This is a genomic window from Streptomyces sp. NPDC052012 (genome assembly GCF_040689265.1).
Taxonomy (GTDB): domain Bacteria; phylum Actinomycetota; class Actinomycetes; order Streptomycetales; family Streptomycetaceae; genus Streptomyces.
Genome location: NZ_JBFAXA010000013.1, coordinates 28,428 through 45,684, shown reverse-complemented (window position 1 = coordinate 45,684; position 17,257 = coordinate 28,428). Strand labels below are relative to the sequence as shown.

Annotated in this window: 14 protein-coding genes; 11 read left to right on the top strand and 3 right to left on the bottom strand. The window is 71.1% G+C overall.

The window, feature by feature from the left end; genetic code table 11:
- The first annotated feature begins 65 nt into the window (after positions 1-65).
- The 7 genes from AB0412_RS21210 to AB0412_RS21180 all read left to right on the top strand — a co-directional run bounded on the left by AB0412_RS21210 (position 66) and on the right by AB0412_RS21180 (position 9,426).
- The gene (locus AB0412_RS21210) at positions 66-2,015 is read left to right on the top strand and encodes an acyl-CoA dehydrogenase family protein (protein WP_366404142.1); all 1,950 of its coding nucleotides are present in this window, start codon (positions 66-68) and stop codon (positions 2,013-2,015) included.
- A gap of 94 nt (positions 2,016-2,109) precedes the next feature.
- Entirely contained in the window at positions 2,110-3,372 is a 1,263-nt protein-coding gene (dxr, locus tag AB0412_RS21205; RefSeq protein WP_366404141.1) for a 1-deoxy-D-xylulose-5-phosphate reductoisomerase, read from the top strand.
- Between the two features lie 8 nt (positions 3,373-3,380).
- Positions 3,381-4,673 (top strand): site-2 protease family protein, encoded by a 1,293-nt coding sequence (locus AB0412_RS21200; protein ID WP_366404250.1) that lies wholly within the window; start codon positions 3,381-3,383, stop codon positions 4,671-4,673.
- Between the two features lie 216 nt (positions 4,674-4,889).
- A complete protein-coding gene (gene ispG, locus AB0412_RS21195) occupies positions 4,890-6,047 on the top strand; it encodes a flavodoxin-dependent (E)-4-hydroxy-3-methylbut-2-enyl-diphosphate synthase (RefSeq protein WP_366404140.1) in 1,158 nt (385 codons plus the stop codon).
- 197 nt (positions 6,048-6,244) lie between these two features.
- Entirely contained in the window at positions 6,245-7,093 is an 849-nt protein-coding gene (locus AB0412_RS21190) for a GNAT family N-acetyltransferase (RefSeq protein WP_366404139.1), read from the top strand.
- 29 nt (positions 7,094-7,122) lie between these two features.
- The gene (locus AB0412_RS21185; protein ID WP_366404138.1) at positions 7,123-7,653 is read left to right on the top strand and encodes a GNAT family N-acetyltransferase; all 531 of its coding nucleotides are present in this window, start codon (positions 7,123-7,125) and stop codon (positions 7,651-7,653) included.
- 72 nt (positions 7,654-7,725) lie between these two features.
- Positions 7,726-9,426: a proline--tRNA ligase gene (locus AB0412_RS21180; protein ID WP_366404137.1), complete on the top strand. Its 1,701-nt coding sequence runs from the start codon at positions 7,726-7,728 to the stop codon at positions 9,424-9,426.
- A gap of 367 nt (positions 9,427-9,793) precedes the next feature.
- Here AB0412_RS21180 and AB0412_RS21175 read toward each other — a convergent pair whose 3' ends face one another.
- Genes AB0412_RS21175 through AB0412_RS21165 form a run of 3 tightly spaced genes read right to left on the bottom strand, consistent with a single transcriptional unit; the run spans position 9,794 to position 11,854 of the window.
- Complete coding sequence (locus AB0412_RS21175) at positions 9,794-10,717, bottom strand: aminoglycoside phosphotransferase family protein (protein ID WP_366404136.1); 924 nt, start codon at positions 10,715-10,717, stop codon at positions 9,794-9,796.
- Between the two features lie 47 nt (positions 10,718-10,764).
- Positions 10,765-11,241 (bottom strand): ferritin-like domain-containing protein, encoded by a 477-nt coding sequence (locus AB0412_RS21170; protein WP_366404135.1) that lies wholly within the window; start codon positions 11,239-11,241, stop codon positions 10,765-10,767.
- 4 nt (positions 11,242-11,245) lie between these two features.
- Positions 11,246-11,854 carry a hypothetical protein gene (locus AB0412_RS21165; protein WP_366404134.1) on the bottom strand — a complete coding sequence of 203 codons (609 nt, stop codon included), beginning with the start codon at positions 11,852-11,854 and terminating at the stop codon, positions 11,246-11,248.
- 221 nt (positions 11,855-12,075) lie between these two features.
- On the opposite strand from AB0412_RS21165, the gene rimP reads away from it, so the two are divergent.
- The 4 genes from rimP to infB all read left to right on the top strand — a co-directional run bounded on the left by rimP (position 12,076) and on the right by infB (position 17,155).
- Positions 12,076-12,573: a ribosome maturation factor RimP gene (rimP, locus tag AB0412_RS21160; protein ID WP_366404133.1), complete on the top strand. Its 498-nt coding sequence runs from the start codon at positions 12,076-12,078 to the stop codon at positions 12,571-12,573.
- Positions 12,574-12,575: 2 nt separating this feature from the next.
- Positions 12,576-13,562, top strand: coding sequence for a transcription termination factor NusA (gene nusA, locus AB0412_RS21155; protein ID WP_366404132.1), 987 nt, complete (start codon positions 12,576-12,578; stop codon positions 13,560-13,562).
- Between the two features lie 125 nt (positions 13,563-13,687).
- Positions 13,688-13,969: a YlxR family protein gene (locus AB0412_RS21150; protein WP_366404131.1), complete on the top strand. Its 282-nt coding sequence runs from the start codon at positions 13,688-13,690 to the stop codon at positions 13,967-13,969.
- 165 nt (positions 13,970-14,134) lie between these two features.
- Positions 14,135-17,155, top strand: a complete 3,021-nt coding sequence (gene infB, locus AB0412_RS21145; protein WP_366404130.1) for a translation initiation factor IF-2 — start codon at positions 14,135-14,137, stop codon at positions 17,153-17,155.
- Positions 17,156-17,257 lie beyond the last annotated feature (102 nt).

Below are 17,257 nucleotides of genomic sequence, written 5' to 3'. Positions count from 1 at the left end.
ATACGATCGGGTAGCACCAGTCGGTAACGAAACCACACCATCCGATTCGCGGCGAGGTGAGCCTCATGTCCGCAGCACCCGAGACACCCCGAGCTCCGTCTCGACCCACCGTCACCGAGCGTGAGGCCCGCCAGGTCGCGGAGGCCGCGCGGGAACAGCACTGGCGCAAGCCCAGCTTCGCCAAGGAACTGTTCCTCGGCCGCTTCCGGCTCGACCTCATCCACCCCCACCCCCTCCCGGCCGACGAGGACGCCCAGCGCGGCGAGGAGTTCCTCGCCAAACTCCGCGACTTCTGCGAGACCAAGATCGACGGCGCCCTGATCGAACGCGAGGCGCGAATCCCCGACGAGGTCATCACCGGCCTCAAGGAACTCGGCGCCTTCGGCATGAAGATCGACACCAAGTACGGCGGTCTCGGTCTCACCCAGGTCTACTACAACAAGGCCCTGGCCCTGGTCGGTTCCGCCAACCCCTCGATCGGTGCGCTGCTCTCCGCCCACCAGTCGATCGGCGTCCCGCAGCCGCTGAAGCTCTTCGGCACGCAGGAACAGAAGGAGAAGTTCCTGCCGCGCTGCGCCCGCACCGACATCTCCGCCTTCCTCCTCACCGAGCCGGACGTCGGCTCCGACCCGGCCCGCCTCGCCACCACGGCGGTCCCCGACGGCGACGAATACATCCTCGACGGGGTGAAACTCTGGACCACCAACGGCGTGGTCGCCGACCTCCTCGTCGTCATGGCCCGCGTCCCGAAGTCGGAGGGCCACCGCGGCGGCATCACCGCCTTCGTCGTCGAGTCCGCCTCCGAGGGCATCACCGTCGAGAACCGCAACGCCTTCATGGGCCTGCGCGGCCTGGAGAACGGCGTCACCCGCTTCCACCAGGTCCGCGTCCCCGCCTCCCACCGCATCGGCGAGGAGGGCCAGGGCCTCAAGATCGCGCTGACCACGCTCAACACGGGCCGGCTGTCCCTGCCCGCGATGTGCGTCGGCTCCGGCAAGTGGTGCCTGAAGATCGCCCGCGAATGGTCGGCCGCCCGCGAGCAGTGGGGCAAGCCCGTCGCGCTGCACGAGGCCGTCGGCTCGAAGATCGCGTTCATCGCGGCGACCACCTTCGCCCTGGAAGCGGTCCTCGACCTCTCCTCCCAGATGGCCGACGAGGACCGCAACGACATCCGCATCGAGGCCGCCCTCGCCAAGCTGTACGGCTCGGAGATGGCCTGGCTGATGGCCGACGAACTGGTCCAGATCCGCGGCGGACGCGGCTTCGAGACGGCCGACTCCCTCAAGGCACGCGGCGAGCGGGCGGTGCCGGCCGAGCAGATCCTGCGCGACCTGCGCATCAACCGCATCTTCGAGGGCTCCACCGAGATCATGCACCTGCTGATCGCCCGCGAGGCCGTCGACGCCCATCTGTCGGTCGCCGGAGACCTCATCGACCCCGAGAAGTCCCTGGGCGACAAGGCGAGGGCGGGCGCGAACGCGGGCGTCTTCTACGCCAAGTGGCTGCCGAAGCTGGTCGCCGGACCCGGGCAGCTTCCGGGTGCGTACGGCGAGTTCAGGCACGGCATCGACCTCTCCTCGCACCTGCGTTACGTCGAGCGCACGGCACGCAAGCTGGCCCGCTCCACGTTCTACGCCATGTCGCGCTGGCAGGGCCGGATGGAGACCAAGCAGGGCTTCCTGGGCCGGATCGTCGACATCGGCGCGGAGCTGTTCGCGATGAGCGCGGCATGCGTGCGCGCCGAGCTGCTGCGCAGCCGGGGCGAGAACGGCCGCGAGGCGTACCAGCTCGCGGACGCGTTCTGCCGCCAGGCGCGGATCCGGGTCGAGGAACTCTTCAACCGGCTGTGGACGAACACGGACGACCTGGACCGCAAGGTGGTCAAGGGGGTCCTGTCCGGAACGTACGAGTGGCTGGAACAGGGCATCATCGACCCGTCGGACGACGGCCCCTGGATCGCGGACGCGACCCCGGGCCCCAGCACGAGGGAGAACGTCCACCGCCCGATCCGCTGACGCACGCGCTCACCCGCGCGGGCCGGCGCAACCCACCCCCGGGCACCCCGGGGGTGGGCACCCGCACGCACCCCGACCCGACACAATGGAGCCCATGACCGACGCTCCAGCTCCCCTCGCCGATCCGCATCTGGTGTACGACCCCGTCGCCGGAGACGGCCCGAAGGACGTGGTGATCCTCGGCTCCACGGGCTCGATCGGCACCCAGGCCATCGACCTCGTGCTGCGCCACCCCACCCGCTTCAAGGTCACCGGCCTCTCCGCGAACGGCGCCCGCGTCGCCCTCCTCGCCGAGCAGGCCCACCGCCTGGGCGTCCGCACCGTCGCCGTCGCCCGCGAGGACGTCGTACCGGCCCTGCGCGAGGCGCTCGCCGCGCGGTACGGCACGGGGGAGCCGCTGCCCGAGATCCTCGCCGGGCCGGACGCGGCCACCCAGCTCGCCGCCTCCGACTGCCACACCGTCCTGAACGGCATCACCGGCTCCATCGGCCTCGCCCCGACCCTCGCCGCCCTGGAGGGGGGCCGCACCCTCGCGCTCGCCAACAAGGAGTCGCTGATCGTCGGCGGCCCGCTGGTCAAGGCGCTGGCCAAGCCCGGTCAGATCATCCCGGTCGACTCCGAGCACGCCGCCCTGTTCCAGGCCCTGGCCGCCGGCACCCGCGCCGACGTGCGCAAGCTGGTCGTCACCGCCTCCGGCGGCCCCTTCCGCGGCCGTACGAAGCAAGAGCTGGCGCACGTCACCGTCGAGGACGCCCTCGCCCACCCCACGTGGGCGATGGGCCCGGTGATCACCATCAACTCCGCGACCCTGGTCAACAAGGGCCTGGAGGTCATCGAGGCGCACCTCCTCTACGACATTCCCTTCGACCGCATTGAGGTGGTCGTGCACCCGCAGTCGTATGTCCACTCGATGGTTGAGTTCACGGACGGATCGACACTGGCGCAGGCGACGCCCCCCGACATGCGCGGGCCCATCGCCATCGGCCTCGGCTGGCCCGAACGGGTCCCCGACGCCGCGCCCGCCTTCGACTGGAGCAAGGCGTCCACCTGGGAGTTCTTCCCCCTCGACAACGAGGCCTTCCCCTCGGTGAACCTCGCCCGGCACGTCGGCGAACTCGCGGGGACCGCCCCGGCCGTGTTCAATGCGGCGAACGAGGAGTGCGTGGAGGCCTTCCGCGCCGGCCGGCTGCCGTTCAACGGCATCATGGAGACCGTCACACGGGTGGTCGAGGAACACGGCACCCCGCCGACGGGAACCTCCCTGACCGTGCCGGACGTCCTCGAAGCGGAGACCTGGGCACGGACGAGGGCCCGGGAACTGACCGACCGGACGGCGAGCGCGGAGGCGCGTGCATGACGACCCTGATGTTCATCCTCGGCATAGTCGTCTTCGCGGTCGGCCTGCTGTTCTCCATCGCCTGGCACGAGCTCGGACACCTCTCCACCGCCAAGATGTTCGGCATCCGTGTGCCGCAGTACATGGTCGGCTTCGGGCCGACCCTCTGGTCGCGGCACAAGGGCGAGACCGAGTACGGCATCAAGGCGATCCCGTTCGGCGGCTACATCCGGATGATCGGCATGTTCCCGCCCGGCCCCGACGGCCGCCTCGAGGCCCGCTCCACCTCGCCGTGGCGCGGCATGATCGAGGACGCCCGCTCGGCCGCCTTCGAGGAGCTCAGGCCCGGCGACGAGAACCGCCTCTTCTACACGCGCAAGCCGTGGAAGCGGGTCATCGTGATGTTCGCGGGCCCCTTCATGAACCTGATCCTCGCGGTGGTGCTGTTCCTCACCGTGCTGATGGGCTTCGGCATCCAGCAGCAGACCACCAACGTCGCCTCGGTCTCCCCCTGCGTCATCTCGCAGAGCGAGAACCGCGACGAGTGCAAGAAGTCCGACCCGCAGTCCCCGGCCGCCGCGGCCGGCATGAAGGCGGGCGACAGGATCGTCGCCTTCGACGGCAAGCGCACCGACGACTGGGGCACCCTGTCCGACCTGATCCGCGACAGCGCCGGAAAGCAGGTGCCGATCGTCGTCGACCGCAAGGGCGAGGAGGTCACCCTCCAGGCGAAGATCGCCACCAACCTGGTCGCCAAGAAGGACGGCAACGGCGCCTACGTCGAGGGCGAGTACGTCAAGGCCGGCTTCCTCGGCTTCAGCGCCGCCACCGGCGTCGTCAAACAGGACTTCGGCGACTCCGTGACCTGGATGACCGACCGGGTCGGCGACGCCGTGGACTCCCTCGCCGCCCTCCCCTCCAAGGTCCCGGCCCTGTGGGACGCGGCCTTCGGCGACGGCCCGCGCGAACCCGACTCCCCGATGGGCGTCGTCGGCGCGGCCCGGGTCGGCGGCGAGATCGCCACCCTCGACATCCCCGCCTCGCAGCAGCTCGCCATGTTCGTGATGCTGCTGGCCGGCTTCAACCTCTCCCTGTTCCTGTTCAACATGCTCCCGCTGCTGCCCCTCGACGGCGGCCACATCGCGGGCGCCCTGTGGGAGTCGCTGCGCCGCAACACCGCGAAGCTGCTGCGCCGCCCGGACCCCGGCCCCTTCGACGTGGCGAAGCTGATGCCGGTGGCCTACGTCGTCGCGGGCATCTTCGTCTGCTTCACGATCCTGGTCCTGATCGCCGACGTGGTGAACCCGGTCCGCATCTCGTAGCCGCAACGGACGTACACCCGCCGTTCACGATGGCCTGGAACCCTTTCGTTCCGGGCCATCGTCCTTTGGGTGGGTTTACGAGCGTGGGGGTCCCCCCGCCGAGCGCATTCGAGGTGGGGGAGTGCTCCGGCCGAGGCCCGTGCCGTAATCTCGAAGCTCGGAGCCCGCTGCTCACGGGGGCCGGACCTTGATCCACGACTTGGGGTTGCACAGCAGATGACTGCGATTTCTCTCGGCATGCCGTCCGTTCCGACCAAGCTCGCCGAGCGCCGGCGGAGCCGGCAGATCCAGGTCGGATCCGTGGCGGTCGGCGGAGACGCCCCCGTCTCGGTCCAGTCGATGACCACGACCCGCACGTCCGACATCGGCGCCACCCTCCAGCAGATCGCGGAGCTGACCGCGTCCGGCTGCCAGATCGTCCGGGTGGCGTGCCCCACCCAGGACGACGCGGACGCGCTGGCGACGATCGCCCGCAAGTCGCAGATCCCGGTGATCGCGGACATCCATTTCCAGCCGAAGTACGTGTTCGCCGCGATCGAGGCGGGCTGCGCGGCGGTGCGCGTGAACCCGGGCAACATCAAGAAGTTCGACGACCAGGTCAAGGAGATCGCCAAGGTGGCGAAGGACCACGGCACCCCGATCCGCATCGGTGTGAACGCCGGCTCGCTGGACAAGCGCCTGCTGCAGAAGTACGGCAAGGCCACCCCCGAGGCCCTGGTCGAGTCCGCTCTCTGGGAGGCGTCCCTCTTCGAGGAGCACGACTTCCGGGACATCAAGATCTCGGTGAAGCACAACGACCCGGTGGTCATGATCGAGGCGTACCGGCAGCTCGCCGCCCAGTGCGACTACCCCCTGCACCTCGGCGTGACGGAGGCCGGCCCGGCCTTCCAGGGCACGATCAAGTCGGCGGTCGCCTTCGGCGCCCTGCTCTCCCAGGGCATCGGCGACACCATCCGCGTCTCCCTGTCCGCGCCGCCCGCCGAGGAGGTCAAGGTCGGCATCCAGATCCTGGAGTCCCTGAACCTGCGCCAGCGCGGCCTGGAGATCGTCTCCTGCCCGTCCTGCGGACGTGCCCAGGTCGACGTCTACAAGCTCGCCGAAGAAGTCACCGCGGGCCTCACGGGCATGGACGTCCCGCTGCGCGTCGCCGTCATGGGCTGCGTCGTCAATGGCCCCGGCGAGGCCCGCGAGGCCGACCTGGGCGTCGCCTCCGGCAACGGCAAGGGCCAGATCTTCGTCAAGGGCGAGGTCATCAAGACCGTCCCCGAGTCCAAGATCGTCGAGACGCTGATCGAGGAGGCCATGAAGCTGGCCGAGCAGATGGAGAAGGACGGCGTGACGTCGGGCGAGCCGGAGGTCTCGGTCGCGGGCTGACATAGGCAGCCCGTCCGGCGCTTGAGGACGAGGCCGTCCAGGCCGAAGCGGGGGCCTGGGGGCGGCAGCCCCCCCAGCAAGACAAGCCGACCGACCGCACCTCGGCAGCAGCGGCCACCGCAGCGGGGCGGCACCGCAAAGGCTCCGCAGGTACAGTGCGGAAATCAGCAGACCCGAGTGTGTGTGAGGCCCCGCACGTGTTGACGCAGACCACCTCCCGGGTCCTCGAACCGAGTGACCTGGACGCCGCCCTCGCCGTGCTCGACCGCGAGCCCGTGGCGAACGCCTTCGTGACCTCCCGGGTGCAGGTCGCCGGCCTGGACCCGTGGCGGCTCGGCGGCGAGATGTGGGGCTGGTACGAGGGCGGCATGCTGACCTCCCTGTGCTACGCCGGTGCCAACCTGGTCCCCATCTGCGCCACCCCCAGGGCGATCCGCGCCTTCGCCGACCGCGCCCGCCGCGCCGGCCGCCGCTGCTCCTCGATCGTCGGCCCGGCGGACACCACCGCCGAACTCTGGCGACTCCTCGAACCCCAGTGGGGCCCGGCCCGCGAGGTCCGCCGCCACCAGCCCCTGATGGTCACCGACCGGCTGCCCGGCCACATCGCCCCGGACCCGTACGTCCGCCGCGTCCGCAAGGACGAGATGGAGACGATCATGCCCGCGTGCGTGGCGATGTTCACGGAGGAGGTGGGCGTCTCCCCGCTGGCCGGCGACGGCGGCCTGCTCTACCAGGCGAGGGTCGCCGAACTCGTCGGCGCCGGCCGCTCCTTCGCCCGCTTCGACGCCGACGGCAAGGTCGTCTTCAAGGCGGAGATCGGCGCCGCGACGGACAGGGCCTGCCAGATCCAGGGAGTCTGGGTGGCCCCGGAACACCGCGGCAAGGGCATAGCGGCCCCCGGAATGGCCGCCGTCCTCCGCTACGCCCTGGCGGACGTCGCCCCGGTGGTGAGCCTCTACGTCAACGACTTCAACACCCCGGCGAGAAGGACGTACGAGAGGGTCGGCTTCCAAGAGGTGGGCGCCTTCATGAGCGTGCTCTTCTGAGACGTGGGAGGGACTGTAGGCTCCCGGCCATGGACCCCGTCATCGGCCCCTTGGATCTCACCGCCCACGTCGACGAGGCCCTAGCCGTCCAAGCCGCAGCCTTCGGCCTGGGCCCCGATGAGGTGGCCGTCCGCCGCCAGATCGTCCTCCGCCACATGACCCACCCCGGCGCACGAGCCCTCGGCGCCACCGCCGGAGGCAGACTCCTCGGCTTCGTCTACGGCATGCCCAACGACCGCACCCACTGGTGGTCCACCGTCGTGGAGCCGTACCTCCGCGCCCAGGGCAACGACCACTGGCTCGACGACTCGTTCGTCATCACCGAGCTGCACGTCCATCCGCGCCACCAGAAACAGGGCATCGGCCGCGCCCTGATCACCACGATCACCGACAGCGCCACGGAGCCCCGCTCGATCCTCTCCGCGATCGACGTCGAGAGCCCCGCCCGCAAGCTGTACCGCTCCCTCGGCTACCGCGACCTCGCCCGCCAGGTCCATTTCCCCAGCGCCCCGAAGCCGTACGCCGTCATGGGCGCCCCTCTGCCACTCCTTCGCGCATAACCGATTTCCACCGCCCCGTCCCGCCCGGCTAACCTCCTGTCATCACCCAGACGTAGCAGGAGTACGAGAACCATGGCGAACGCACCGGTCCAGCGCATGTCCCAGTTGATGGCGAAGACGCTGCGCGACGACCCGGCGGACGCCGAGGTCCTCAGCCACAAGCTGCTCGTCCGCGCCGGCTATGTGCGCCGCACCGCCGCCGGAATCTGGAGCTGGCTGCCGCTCGGCAAGAAGGTCCTCTCCAACGTGGAGCGCATCGTCCGCGAGGAGATGGACGCCATCGGCGCCCAGGAGGTCCTGCTCCCCGCCGTCCTGCCCCGCGAGCCCTACGACGCGACCGGCCGCTGGGACGAGTACGGCCCCGAGCTGTTCCGCCTGAAGGACCGCAAGGGAGGCGACTACCTCCTCGGCCCCACCCACGAGGAGATCTTCACCCTGCTGGTGAAGGACCAGTGCACGTCCTACAAGGACCTGCCGGTGATCCTCTACCAGATCCAGAACAAGTACCGCGACGAGGCCCGCCCGCGGGCCGGCATCCTGCGCGGCCGTGAGTTCCTGATGAAGGACTCCTACTCCTTCGACCTGGCCGACGAGGGCCTCGCCGAGTCGTACGCCCTGCACCGCCAGGCCTATCAGCGGATCTTCGCGCGCCTCGGCCTCGACTACCGCATCTGCGCGGCCACCGCCGGCGCGATGGGCGGCTCGAAGTCGGAGGAGTTCCTGGCCCCCGCGGAGGCCGGCGAGGACACCTTCGCGGACTGCCCCAACTGCGACTTCGCGGCGAACACCGAGGCGATCCACTACGACCTGAAGCCGGTGGACGCCACCGACGTCCCCGCGGCCGAGGACATCCCCACCCCCGACACCCCCACCATCGAGACCCTGGCCGCCCAGCTCGGCGTCCCGGCCTCCGCCACCCTGAAGAACCTCCTCGTCAAGGTCGACGGCGAGATCGTCGCCGTGGGTGTCCCCGGTGACCGCGAGGTCGACATGGGCAAGGTCGAGGCACACTTCGCCCCCGCCACCGTCGAGATCGTCACCGAGGCGGACTTCATCGCGCACCCCCACCTGGTGCGCGGCTACGTCGGCCCGCAGGGCCTGGACAAGGTGAAGTACATCGCCGACCCGCGCGTGGCTCCCGGCACGTCCTGGATCACGGGCGCGAACAAGGCCGACACGCACGCGAAGAACGTCGTCGCGGGCCGCGACTTCGAGGTCGACGAGTACGTGGATGTCGTCGTCGTCCAGGACGGCGACCCCTGCCCGAAGTGCGGCACGGGCCTGAAGCTGGACCGCGCCATCGAGATCGGCCACATCTTCCAGCTGGGCCGCAAGTACGCGGACGCCCTCAAGCTGGACGTCCTCGGCCAGAACGGCAAGCCGGTCCGCGTCACCATGGGCTCCTACGGCATCGGTGTCTCCCGCGCGGTCGCGGCGCTCGCCGAGCAGACCGCCGACGACAAGGGCCTGTGCTGGCCGAAGGAGGTGGCCCCGGCCGACGTCCACGTCGTCGCCGCCGGCAAGGCTCTGCAGACCGAGCTGGCCCTCGACGTCTCCGAGAAGCTCGCCGCCGCCGGTGTCCGGGTCCTGGTCGACGACCGGGCGGGCGTCTCCCCGGGCGTGAAGTTCACCGACTCGGAGCTGATCGGCGTCCCCCAGATCCTGGTCGCCGGCCGCCGCGCAGCCGAGGGCATCGTCGAGCTGAAGGACCGCAGGACGGGTCAGCGCGAGGAACTGACGGTCGAAGAGGCCATCGCCCGCCTCACGAACTGACCGACGCCCCAGCGGCACGTCTGCCCGCAGCTACCTGGGCAGACGTCCCCGCAGCTACGCGCGTGCAGCTACGCGCGGGGGAACACGTGCCCGCAGCTGCGTGCCAGCGGACGTGCCCCGGGCGGCGGACAGCAGTGGCCGGTAGCGAGGACGGGCCGCAGTCGCGTACGTCGGGAAGGGGACGTGGCGGGGGGTGTCCGCCAGCAGCGGGCGGCGGGAACGCCGGGGGCGTCGGTGAGGGACGCAGCGGCGTACCGAGGACGGATACCCCCCGCCACGTCCCCGACCCACCCACCGGCACGGGGCGCTCCGCGCACCACCCCCACCGCACCCGCGGCTGCGCCGCAGGCATCAACGCGCACCCCCACTACAGCCAGCCGGCGAACTCCAGCAGCAGCTCCGCATCCTGCTCGCGGCCCACCCTCCGCGCCCGCACGCCCGATTCCACCGCACGGAACAGCGTCCACCCCCGCAACCGCTCCTGGTCGACCTCCAACGACTCCGCCAGCCGCTTCACGCGACGCCGGGTCGTCGCCGCCCCCGACGGCTGGGCGATGAGATCCTCCACCCGATCCCGTACCAGCCGCGCCAGATCGAACGCACACTCGCCCACCACCGGATCCGGCCCCACCGCCAGCCACGGCATCCGCTCCCCGGCGAGCACCTTGCTCTGCCGGAACGTCCCGTGCAGCAGCCGAGCTGCCGACGCCGACGCGCTCGCCACCAGCTCATCCCGCGCGGACAGCGCCGCCTCCACCAACGCGCCGACCTCAGGATCGCCCGCCGCGCTCGCCCGCATCGCGTCCGCCTGACGCCCCGTCCGTTCCTCGACCGTCTCGAAGACATGATCGGCCGGAGGTTCCACCCACAGCCGCCGCAGCGTCCCCGCCGCCTCCAGCAACGCCTTCGCCTCCGGCAACGACCGCACCGAGACATCCGGATGCAGCCGCTCCAGCAGCAGCACACCCTCAGCCCCCGCCGACGGCTCCCGCACCTGCGGCTCCAGAAGCTGCACGGCGCCCCGTCCACTCCAGTGCGCCAGCGCAGCCCGCTCACTCTCCGGCCGGGCCCGACGCGGGGCCAGCTTCAACACCGCCGGCGTACCGTCCGCCGTACGCACCAGCACGACCAGGCTGCTGCGCCCCCCGGGCACCTGCACCCGCTCCACGGTCAACTCACGCTCGGCGACAGCCCGCTCCGCCGTCTCGGGCAGCTTCGCCAGCCAGTCGTCACCGTCCGGCGCCGTCTCCCCGAGCGCCCTCACCAGACGCTGCGGCGGTTCGAAAACCATGCGCGAGTCGTTCCCTTCCTGCTGTTCGCGGCTGCATGCCGCCCCCGTCATCTCGTCGGCGCCGCGGCCCCCGACGTCGTACCGTCCGCCGCCCGCTCGGCGAGCCCAGGGAAGGCTACGCTCTTCCCGCTCCAGCGCACCGACCGCACCGCCGCCTCCCGCAGCGCCTCGGCCGCCGCCCGGCGCCGCTCACCGGCGCTGTCGCGCACCAGGTCGGCGTAGACCCCGGCCACCCGGGCCTCCAGCTCCGCGGCGAGCCGCACGGCAGCGGCGGCGTCCGGCACGGGGAACGGCAGCGCATACCCCGCGGCCGCAGCGACGGGCGTGCCGCCCGCGTCCCGCACCTCGCGCACCAGCACGTCCCGCCGCGCCCGATGGGCGTCGTACGCCGCACGCGCCTCCGCGCGCCGCTGCTTGCCGATCCGCCCGCCGACGACGCCGTAGCCGTACACCGCGGCGTGCTCGGCCGCCAGCGCCGCCTGCAGAGCCCGCAGCTCCCGGCCCTCAGCCTCGCTGTCGCTCACCTCGTCACCCCTTCGTCAGCAGATACGCGCGCCCGGCTCCGGCCGCCGCGACGGAGGCCAGCAGCCGCGCCAGCTCGCCCGGGGCGTCGAGCAGCGCCGCCGCCCGCCGGTCGGCGAGCTCCCGCTCCGCGGCGGCGAGCTGAGCGAGAGCGTCCTTCTCTTTCACAGGCACCCCCACCCCCGAAGCCGAAGCCGAAACCGAAGCGGAAGCGGAAGCCGAGGCCCCCACCCCCGAACCCGGAGCGGAACCGGACGCCGAAGAAGCCGAAGCCGAAGCCGAAGCCGAAGGCGAGGCCACCCCCTCCGCACCACCCCCGAACGCCTCCACCTGCCGCACGACCGCTTCCCGCAAGGGCCCCAACCGCCCCGCCAGCCTCGGATGCGCCGCGATCACCGCGTCGTACCGCTCCACCAGCTCCCTGCTGTCCCGGGCCGCACGCGCGCGTGCCCGCTCCTCGGCCGACGGACGGCGCCCGGCACCCGCCCCGGAGGACTCGGACCCGCCGGTACAGCCCGAGGCGAGCAGGGCAGCCGGCAGAGCCGTGGAGGTGACGGCGAGCAGACTCCTTCTGCGCGGCCCCGCAGGGGTACGCGAAGACGGGGACAACGACACGGCAGACGTCCTCAGGGAACTCGTACGGAACGCGGCGACGGAAGAACGGATGAACGAGAGATGGGCCACAGCCCCGATCACGGTACCCGTGCCGACGCCCCACCGACGTCAGCGGCACCCTCCGTGACCAGGTGGACGGCAACACCCTCCGCGACCGGATACCCTTTGACCAGACACGCGACCCATCCCACAACAGCACACGCGGCCGAGGAGTCACCCGGATGAGCACCACCCAGAGCGAGAGGCTGCGAGAACTTCTGGAACCGCTCGTCAGCTCACAGGGCCTCGATCTCGAGGAGATCGCCGTCGACTCGGTCGGCCGGAAGCGTGTGCTGCGCGTCGTCGTCGACTCCGACACCGGTGCGGACCTGGACCGGATCGCCGATGTGAGCCGCGCGCTCTCGGCGAAGCTGGACGAGACCGACGCGATGGGCAGCGGGGAGTACACCCTCGAGGTCGGGACCCCGGGCGCGGAGCGCCTCCTCACCGAGCACCGGCACTACGTGCGCGCCACGGGCCGCCTGGTGAGGTTCCAGCTGGCCGAGGGCGGCGAGCTGACCGCCAGGATCCTGAAGGCCGACGACGAGGGCCTCGAGCTCGAAGTGCCGGGAGTGAAGGGCCGCAAGGCCACCACCCGCAGACTCGCCTTCTCCGACATCGACAGGGCGCGCGTGCAGGTCGAATTCAACCGCAAGGACAAGAAGGAAGAGGAGGCGTAGCCGTGGACATCGACATGAGCGCCCTGCGGGGCTTGGTCCGGGAGAAGGAGATCTCCTTCGACCTGCTGGTCGAGGCCATCGAATCGGCCCTCCTCATCGCCTACCACCGCACCGAGGGAAGCCGCCGGCACGCGCGCGTGGAGCTCAACCGGGAGACGGGTCATGTGACCGTGTGGGCGAAGGAGGACCCGGAGGACCTCGAGGAGGGCCAGGAGCCCCGCGAGTTCGACGACACCCCGTCAGGATTCGGCCGTATCGCCGCCACCACGGCCAAGCAGGTCATCCTGCAGCGCCTGCGCGACGCCGAGGACGACGCGACGCTGGGCGAGTACGCCGGGCGCGAGGGCGACATCGTCACCGGAGTGGTCCAGCAGGGGCGCGACCCGAAGAACGTGCTCGTGGACATCGGCAAGCTGGAGGCCATCCTGCCGGTGCAGGAGCAGGTGCCCGGCGAGACGTATCCGCACGGCATGCGGCTGCGCAGTTACGTCGTGCGGGTGGCGAAGGGCGTGCGCGGACCGTCGGTCACGCTCTCGCGCACCCACCCCAATCTGGTGAAGAAGCTCTTCTCCCTGGAGGTGCCGGAGATCGCCGACGGCTCCGTGGAGATCGCCGCCATCGCCCGTGAGGCGGGCCACCGCACGAAGATCGCCGTCCGGTCCACCCGGTCCGGTCTGAACGCCAAGGGTGCCTGTATCGGCCCCATGGGCGGCCGCGTGCGCAATGTCATGGCGGAGCTGAACGGCGAGAAGATCGACATCGTGGACTGGTCCGACGACCCGGCCGAGATGGTGGCGAACGCGCTGTCGCCGGCCCGGGTGTCGAAGGTGGAGATCGTCGACATGGCGACGCGCTCCGCCCGGGTGACCGTGCCGGACTACCAGCTGTCCCTGGCGATCGGCAAGGAAGGGCAGAACGCCCGTCTCGCGGCCCGTCTGACCGGCTGGCGCATCGACATCCGCCCGGACACGGAACAGGCCACCGACTGACCGGCTGAGCGGCCGGGGAATAGATCCAGACCGCAGGGCGCTGAGATCACGACAGCTTCGCGCCCGGCAGGTGTTCGATTCTTGCCCCAAAGGGGTGAGGTCGGTCCGGGGAGGTAGACTTAGCTGTGTCTGGCCGGACACGTATCCGCGCATGCCCTGAGCGCACCTGCGTGGGGTGCCGGGAGCGAGCGGTCAAGAACGAGCTGCTGCGGATCGTGGCGATCGAGGGCGCGTGCGTCCCCGATCCTCGCGGTACGCTGCCCGGCCGGGGTGCGTATGTGCACCCCGCCCCGGTCTGTCTCGACCAGGCAGTGCGCCGCAAGGCGTTCCCGAGGGCGCTCCGCGTCACGGGACCGCTCGACGTAATGGCGTTGCGCCGCTACGTCGAGCAGGCACAAGGTTGCTGAGAGCAGCCCGGTAAGGAAAACGTGCCGTACGGAACCCCCCGTACGGTCTGGTACCTCGCGAGTCGAAAGCAGGTCGAGATTGCGATGAGCACTCGATGAGTACGCGATGAGTACGCCCATGAACTAGCGACGGTCCGGACGCAACCCGGACCTCAAAGGAGCGAAGTGGCTAAGGTCCGGGTCTACGAACTCGCCAAGGAGTTCGGTGTGGAGAGCAAGGTCGTCATGGCCAAGCTCCAGGAACTCGGTGAATTCGTCCGTTCGGCGTCTTCGACCATCGAAGCGCCCGTTGTACGCAAGCTGACCGACGCCTTCCAGCAGGGCGGGGGCAACGGCAAGTCCGCCGCGAAGCCCGCCGCGCCCAGGAAGTCGGCACCGTCGGCCCCCAAGCCCGCCGCGCCCTCCCCGGCGCAGGCGGCACGACCGGCTGCTCCGAAGCCGCCGGCCGCACCCAAGCCCGCCGCGGCCGAGCAGCCCGCGGCCCCGTCGGCGTCCTCGCCCGCGACCCCCGGTCCGCGCCCGACGCCGGGCCCGCGCCCCGCGCCGCGTCCGGCTCCGGCTGCGCCGGAGTTCCAGGCTCCGCCGTCGGCTCCGGCCGGCCCGAAGCCCGGTGCGCGCCCCGGTGCGCCCAAGCCCGGCGGTCGTCCCGCCGGTCAGGGTCAGGGCGGCCAGAGCCGTCCGGCCGGTCAGGGTCAGCGTCCCGGTGGCGCGGCTCCGCGTCCGGGCGCCCGTCCGGCCGGTCCGCGTCCGGGCAACAACCCCTTCACCTCCGGTGGCTCCACCGGCATGGCCCGTCCGCAGGCGCCCCGCCCGCAGGGCGCGCGTCCCGGTGGTCCCGGTGCCCCCGGCGCCGGTCCCCGTCCCCAGGCCCCCGGTGGCCAGGGCGGCGGTCCGCGTCCGCAGGCTCCGGGCGGGCAGCGCCCGACCCCGGGCTCGATGCCGCGTCCGCAGGGCGGCCCCCGTCCCGGTGGCGGTCCCGGCGGCCCGCGTCCGAACCCCGGCATGATGCCGCAGCGTCCCGCTGCCGGCCCGCGCCCGGGTCCCGGCGGTGGCGGTCGTGGTCCGGCCGGTGCCGGTCGTCCCGGCGGCGGTCGTCCCGGTGGCGGCGGCTTCGCCGGCCGTCCGGGCGGCGGCGGTGGCGGTCGTCCCGGTGGCGGCGGCGGTTTCGCCGGTCGTCCCGGTGGTGGCGGCGGCTTCGCCGGCGGCGGTGGCCGTCCCGGCTTCGGTGGCCGTCCCGGCGGTCCCGGTGGCCGCGGTGGCACGCAGGGCGCCTTCGGCCGTCCCGGCGGTCCCGCGCGTCGTGGCCGCAAGTCGAAGCGGCAGAGGCGCCAGGAGTACGAGGCCATGCAGGCCCCGTCGGTCGGCGGTGTGATGCTGCCTCGCGGCAACGGCGAGACCATTCGCCTGTCGCGCGGTGCCTCGCTCACCGACTTCGCGGAGAAGATCAACGCCAACCCGGCGTCGCTCGTCGCGGTCATGATGAACCTCGGCGAGATGGTCACCGCGACCCAGTCCGTCTCCGACGAGACGCTCCAGCTCCTCGCCGACGAGATGAACTACACGGTTCAGATCGTCAGCCCGGAGGAGGAGGACCGCGAGCTGCTCGAGTCCTTCGACCTGGAGTTCGGCGAGGACGAGGGCGACGAGGAGGACCTGGTGGTCCGCCCGCCGGTCGTCACCGTCATGGGTCACGTCGACCACGGTAAGACCCGCCTGCTGGACGCCATCCGCAAGACGAACGTCATCGCGGGCGAGGCCGGTGGCATCACCCAGCACATCGGTGCCTACCAGGTCACGACCGAGGTCAACGAAGAGGATCGCAAGATCACCTTCATCGACACCCCGGGTCACGAGGCGTTCACCGCCATGCGTGCCCGCGGTGCGAAGTCGACCGACATCGCGATCCTGGTCGTCGCGGCCAACGACGGCGTCATGCCGCAGACGGTCGAGGCGCTCAACCACGCCAAGGCCGCCGACGTCCCGATCGTCGTCGCCGTCAACAAGATCGACGTCGAGGGCGCGGACCCGACCAAGGTGCGCGGTCAGCTGACCGAGTACGGCCTGGTGGCCGAGGAGTACGGCGGCGACACCATGTTCGTCGACATCTCCGCCAAGCAGGGTCTGCACATCGACAGCCTCCTCGAGGCCGTCATCCTCACCGCCGACGCCTCGCTCGACCTGCGGGCCAACCCGAAGCAGGACGCGCAGGGCATCTCGATCGAGTCCCGGCTCGACCGCGGCCGCGGTGCCGTGGCGACCGTCCTCGTCCAGCGAGGCACGCTGCGGGTCGGCGACACGATGGTGGTGGGCGACGCCTACGGCCGCGTGCGCGCCATGCTCGACGACAACGGCAACAACGTCGCCGAGGCCGGCCCGTCGACCCCGGTGCAGGTCCTGGGCCTCACCAACGTCCCGGGTGCGGGCGACAACTTCATCGTCGTCGACGAGGACCGTACGGCCCGTCAGATCGCCGAGAAGCGTGCCGCCCGTGAGCGCAACGCCGCGTTCGCCAAGCGCACGCGCCGCGTCTCGCTCGAGGACCTGGACAAGGTGCTCAAGGCCGGCGAGGTCCAGCAGCTGAACCTGATCATCAAGGGTGACGCTTCTGGCTCCGTCGAGGCCCTGGAGTCCTCGCTGCTCCAGCTGGACGTCGGCGAAGAGGTCGACATCCGCGTCCTGCACCGCGGCGTCGGTGCGGTCACGGAGTCCGACATCGACCTGGCGATGGGCTCCGACGCCATCGTGATCGGCTTCAACGTGCGCGCCGCCGGGCGTGCGCAGCAGATGGCCGAGCGCGAGGGTGTGGACGTCCGGTACTACTCGGTCATCTACCAGGCGATCGAGGAGATCGAGGCGGCCCTCAAGGGCATGCTCAAGCCGGAGTTCGAGGAGGTCGAGCTCGGTACGGCGGAGATCCGCGAGGTCTTCAAGTCGTCCAAGCTGGGCAACATCGCGGGTGTTCTCATCCGCTCCGGCGAGGTCAAGCGGAACACCAAGGCCCGCCTCATCCGCGACGGCAAGGTGGTCGCGGAGAACCTCACCATCGAGGGTCTGCGTCGCTTCAAGGACGACGTCACCGAGATCCGCGAAGGCTTCGAGGGCGGTATCAACCTCGGAAACTTCAACGACATCAAGGTCGACGACGTCATCGCGACGTACGAGATGCGCGAGAAGCCGCGGGCGTAACGCCAACGGTCGGTGCCGGGGGCGCCGGGGGCGGGAGCCGGGGCGGGGGCCCCCGGGGGGGGGGGGGGTTGGCCCCCCACCCCCACCGCCAAAAAACAGGAA

Coding starts and splice junctions, on each gene's coding strand:
- AB0412_RS21180 (WP_366404137.1), top strand. CDS start 7,726: ATGGCGAACGCACCGGTCCAGCGCATGTCCCAGTTGATGGCGAAGACG.
- AB0412_RS21175 (WP_366404136.1), bottom strand. CDS start 10,717: ATGGTTTTCGAACCGCCGCAGCGTCTGGTGAGGGCGCTCGGGGAGACG.
- dxr (WP_366404141.1), top strand. CDS start 2,110: ATGACCGACGCTCCAGCTCCCCTCGCCGATCCGCATCTGGTGTACGAC.
- AB0412_RS21210 (WP_366404142.1), top strand. CDS start 66: ATGTCCGCAGCACCCGAGACACCCCGAGCTCCGTCTCGACCCACCGTC.
- AB0412_RS21200 (WP_366404250.1), top strand. CDS start 3,381: ATGTTCATCCTCGGCATAGTCGTCTTCGCGGTCGGCCTGCTGTTCTCC.
- AB0412_RS21185 (WP_366404138.1), top strand. CDS start 7,123: ATGGACCCCGTCATCGGCCCCTTGGATCTCACCGCCCACGTCGACGAG.
- rimP (WP_366404133.1), top strand. CDS start 12,076: ATGAGCACCACCCAGAGCGAGAGGCTGCGAGAACTTCTGGAACCGCTC.
- ispG (WP_366404140.1), top strand. CDS start 4,890: ATGACTGCGATTTCTCTCGGCATGCCGTCCGTTCCGACCAAGCTCGCC.